General features: G+C 63.5%; 5 protein-coding genes. 1 reads left to right on the top strand and 4 read right to left on the bottom strand.

Annotated elements, in window-relative coordinates; translation table 11 throughout:
* The first annotated feature begins 73 nt into the window (after positions 1–73).
* Positions 74–1,708 carry a tetratricopeptide repeat-containing sulfotransferase family protein gene (locus tag EOA29_RS28455; RefSeq protein WP_126092401.1) on the top strand — a complete coding sequence of 545 codons (1,635 nt, stop codon included), beginning with the start codon at positions 74–76 and terminating at the stop codon, positions 1,706–1,708.
* A gap of 236 nt (positions 1,709–1,944) precedes the next feature.
* On the opposite strand, the gene EOA29_RS28450 is transcribed toward EOA29_RS28455, so the two are convergent.
* The 4 genes from EOA29_RS28450 to EOA29_RS28435 all read right to left on the bottom strand — a co-directional run.
* A complete protein-coding gene (locus EOA29_RS28450; RefSeq protein ID WP_126092402.1) occupies positions 1,945–2,298 on the bottom strand; it encodes a DUF1428 family protein in 354 nt (117 codons plus the stop codon).
* A gap of 193 nt (positions 2,299–2,491) precedes the next feature.
* A complete protein-coding gene (locus tag EOA29_RS28445) occupies positions 2,492–2,908 on the bottom strand; it encodes a glyoxalase/bleomycin resistance/extradiol dioxygenase family protein (RefSeq protein ID WP_126092403.1) in 417 nt (138 codons plus the stop codon).
* 159 nt (positions 2,909–3,067) lie between these two features.
* Complete coding sequence (locus EOA29_RS28440; RefSeq protein WP_126092404.1) at positions 3,068–3,250, bottom strand: hypothetical protein; 183 nt, start codon at positions 3,248–3,250, stop codon at positions 3,068–3,070.
* A gap of 140 nt (positions 3,251–3,390) precedes the next feature.
* Positions 3,391–3,824 (bottom strand): ATP-binding cassette domain-containing protein (locus EOA29_RS28435; RefSeq protein ID WP_145969841.1); only part of this gene is annotated, 434 nt, incomplete at its 5' end.

Here is a 3,824-nt window from a genome sequence, read left to right as displayed (position 1 = left end):
CATTAACAGAGATCAGAGAAGTGCGGCGGGCGCGAGTGGCAAGGCCGGTTCGGCGAGCCCGCTCGATCCTTATGTGCAAAAGGCGCTGCAACTGCACCAGACGGGGCGCCGCCAGGAGGCGGAGTCGCTCTACCGGCGGGTGCTGGGGCAGCAGCCGAACCACGCCGCCGCACTGCATTTCCTCGGACTCCTGCTGCATCAGACCGGCCGCAGCGAGGAAGGGCTCGATCTCATCGAGCAGTCGGTGACGCTGCAGCCCCGGAATGCCGATTTCCTCAACAATATGGGCACGGTGATGCGCGACCTCGGCCGTATCGCCGCCGCTGTCGATTTCTTCCGTGGCGCGGTGGACATCCGTCCGGACCAATTGGCGGCGCGTGACAATCTCGGGTCGTCGCTGAAGCAGCTCGGCCAGTTCGAGGGCGCCGAGGAGATCTACCGCGGCACGATCGGCCGCAACCCGTTCCATGTCCGCGCCCGCATCGGCCTTGCCGAAACGCTGCAGGAAGCCGGGCGGCTGGACGAGGCGATTGCTCTCTTCCGCGAGTCGCTGTCGATCCGGCCCAAGGATGCGGAGCTGCTCTATGGGCTCGGCGTCGCCATGATGGAGAAGGGCAAGCTCGCCGAGGCCGCCGATCTTGCCCGCCAGGCGGTTGCGATCGCTCCCGCCATGGCAAAGGCCTGGCTTTTGCTGACGCAGATCAAGCGCCAGACTGAGCGCGACCCCGAGCTTGCGGGGATGGAAGCCGAGCATGCCAAGGCGCCAAAGGACAGCCTTGCGCGCATGCAGCTTTCCTTCGGCCTCGGCAAGGCCAATGACGATCTGAAGGACTATGGCCGCGCCTTCGACTATTTCGCAGAGGGCAACGCGATCCGCCGCAAGGGCATCGACTACGATCCGGTGAGGACGCGCGACGAGTTCGAGGCCATGAAGGCGGTCTTCGACGAGGCCTTCTTCGAGAAACACAAGCCGAGCGACATTGCCGACGATACGCCGATCTTCGTCGTCGGCATGCCGCGCTCCGGCACGACGCTGGTCGAGCAGATCATCGCCAGCCATCCCCAAGTCTTTGGCGCGGGCGAGCTCAGCATCCTGAAGACGGCGGTCGGCAAGCAGTTTCCGATGAACATGCCTGGCGGCTTTCCCCGGGGGATAGCCGGCATGCCGGACAAGGCCTTCGCCGAGGCGGGCCAAGCCTATCTCGATATGCTGCACAGCCGCTATCCGGGCTTCCGGCATGTCACCGACAAGATGCCGGGCAACTTCCTTCTGGTCGGCTTCCTTCACATGATGCTGCCGAAGGCGAAGATCGTGCACTGCGCGCGCGACGCGGCCGCCACGTGCCTGTCGATCTTCAAGGTGCATTTCCGCGGCGACAGCCACCGCTACGGCTACGATCTCGGCGAGCTCGCCGATTTCTATAACCTCTATACGGACATCATGGCGCATTGGCACAAGGTGCTGCCGGGCGTCGTGCACGATGTGCGCTATGAGGATTTCGTCACCGACCAGGAGGGGCAGACAAGGGCGCTGATGGCGCATCTCGGCCTGCCCTGGGACGACAAGGTGCTGTCTTTCCACGAAACCGACCGCCCCGTGCGGACGGCGTCCGCCGCGCAGGTGCGCCAGCCGATGTATCAAGGCTCGGTCGATCTGTGGAAGCGCTATGGCGATAGGCTGAAGCCGCTGCTCGATAGGCTGAATTAGCACACTGTTCTCCGGTTGGCCGAAGCCCTCTCAGCTTCGTCATCCACGGGCGGAGCAGCCGCGGAGCGGCGTCGCGAAGACCCGAGGATCCATGCCGTGACCTTTGTCGAAAGGTGCGGCGGAGCAGAATTCTTCAACCGTTTCAACGCCTTAACGTCACGGCATGGATCCTAGGGTCTGCGCGCGTCGCTTCGCTCCTTGCTCCGCCCTAGGATGACGAAGTGATGGCAATGCGCCTACAATTCGATGAATGGCTGGAAGCCGCCGAAGATCATGCGCTTGCCGTCGAACGGCATTGACGACCAGTCCATCTTCAAGCGTTCATCGGCCATCACCTTGGCCATGACAGCGTCGCGGCTCTGCCTGGATTCATAGACCACCCAGGCGAAGATGACGACTTCGTCGTCCTTCGCCTGCACGGCGCGCGGAAACGAGGTCAGCTCGCCGTAAGGCACGTCGTCGCCGACGCATTCGACATAGGCAAGGGCGCCGTGCTCCATCCACACGGCGCCGCCATTCTCGGCCATCTTCTTGTACGCATCGAGATTTGCCTTCGGCACGGCGAGCACGAAGCCATCGACATAGGACATGGTGAGCTCCTTTGCTGGTGAGGATCTTCCTTCTCCCCTTGTGGGAGAAGGTGGCTTGTCGCGAAGCGGCAAGACGGATGAGGGGTGTTCCAGCTTGGCGCCACGTACCCTTCACCCGGATTGCCAGCCGATTTGTGAAGGACAAATCGGGGCAATCCGACCTCTCCCACAAGGGGAGAGGTAGACGTCCAGCTCATTTCACCGGGGCGTTCATCGCCCAGGCGACGCCGAAGGGATCCTTCACCTGGCCCCAGCGGTCGCCCCAGAACATCACCTGCAGCGGCGTGACGACCTCGCAGCCGGCGTCCACCGCGCGCTGCCACCAAGTGTCGATATCGTCGCTGCCGAGATGGAGCTGAAGCACGTAGCCCTGCGCATTCTGATGTGGATGGCCGTGCTCGGGATAGGCGTCGCCCAGCATCAGCGTCGAGCCGTTGACATAGAGGTGGATATGCATGGTGCGGCCCTGGTCGTCCGGCGGATAGGCGAAGACCTCCTCGGCCCCGAAAGCCTTCTTGTAGAACTCGGCCGCCTTGATGGCGCCGTCGACCTGCAGATAGGGGGTCAGTCCGCCGAGCACCTTGGCGCGGGGTGGGGTCTGGTCGGTCATTTCGCGTGTTCCTCTTCGAGGGTTGATTTGGCCTTGCGATCAAAAGACGGACGAGGCGACCGCAATCCTACACGGGCGGCGGAATTTTTTGAGGCCGGACCCGGGCAGGCCAGGCAACCGGCGAAGCCGGGTGATGCTCGCGCTGCTTGACGGGTCCTTTCAGATGACCTTGGTCGAGAAGGTGGCCGTGCGGCGGCTGTCGCGCGTGTCGAGAATTTCCGGAAAGCCGATGTCCTTGCGCAGTTCGGCCGGCAGCGAAAGCAGCATGCGCTCGCTGCGGTAGCGGGCGCGCGCCTCCGCATATTGGGTGGCGATGCGGCCGATGGATGACAGAATCGACATGATGAACTCTCCCTGGTTGATGCCGGCACCATCGCGTCGGCATCCCAAGGACGCAGCGGCGATCGGCGATCCGACAGATCGCCTGATTTTTTTCTTGCGCCCGAAAGGCCGGCCCGTAGCGAGCCGGCCTTGCGATGGTCTCAGCACCCCGTTTCGGCGACTGAGCGGAAGAACGCTTCCGGACTGTCGACTTCGGTCAGGCGCCGCTTCTCGATCAGCCAGAAACGGTTGCCGACGGCGCGGATGAAGGAGCGGTCGTGCGAGGCGAGCAAACAGCTCGCCTGATGCTTGAGCAGTTCCTCCTCCAGTGCTTCCTGGCCGTCGATGTCGAGGTGGTTGGTCGGCTCGTCGAGGAGATAGAAATTGGGGTTGATGAGCCTGAGCACCAGCATCATCAGCCTAGACCGCTGCCCGCCCGACAAAGCGGCGATCTTCTTCTCCTGCATCTCGATGGCGACGCCGGCGCCGGCAAGAAGCGAACGCGCGCGCTGCTCGCCGACCTCGAAGCGGCGTGAGACCATCGCCAGCGGCGTGTCGTCGCCGCCGATACCCGACAGCGCTTGGTCGCTGTAGC

The sequence above is a fragment of the Mesorhizobium sp. M1E.F.Ca.ET.063.01.1.1 genome (assembly GCF_003998155.1).
Classification (GTDB): domain Bacteria; phylum Pseudomonadota; class Alphaproteobacteria; order Rhizobiales; family Rhizobiaceae; genus Mesorhizobium.
The sequence above is the reverse complement of the archived record's forward strand: the minus strand, read 5'-3'. Positions and strand labels throughout refer to the sequence as shown.

Excerpts from the sequence above, each read along its gene's own strand:
- EOA29_RS28450 (WP_126092402.1), bottom strand. The coding sequence starts at position 2,298 with ATGTCCTATGTCGATGGCTTCGTGCTCGCCGTGCCGAAGGCAAATCTC.
- EOA29_RS28440 (WP_126092404.1), bottom strand. The coding sequence starts at position 3,250 with ATGTCGATTCTGTCATCCATCGGCCGCATCGCCACCCAATATGCGGAG.
- EOA29_RS28445 (WP_126092403.1), bottom strand. The coding sequence starts at position 2,908 with ATGACCGACCAGACCCCACCCCGCGCCAAGGTGCTCGGCGGACTGACC.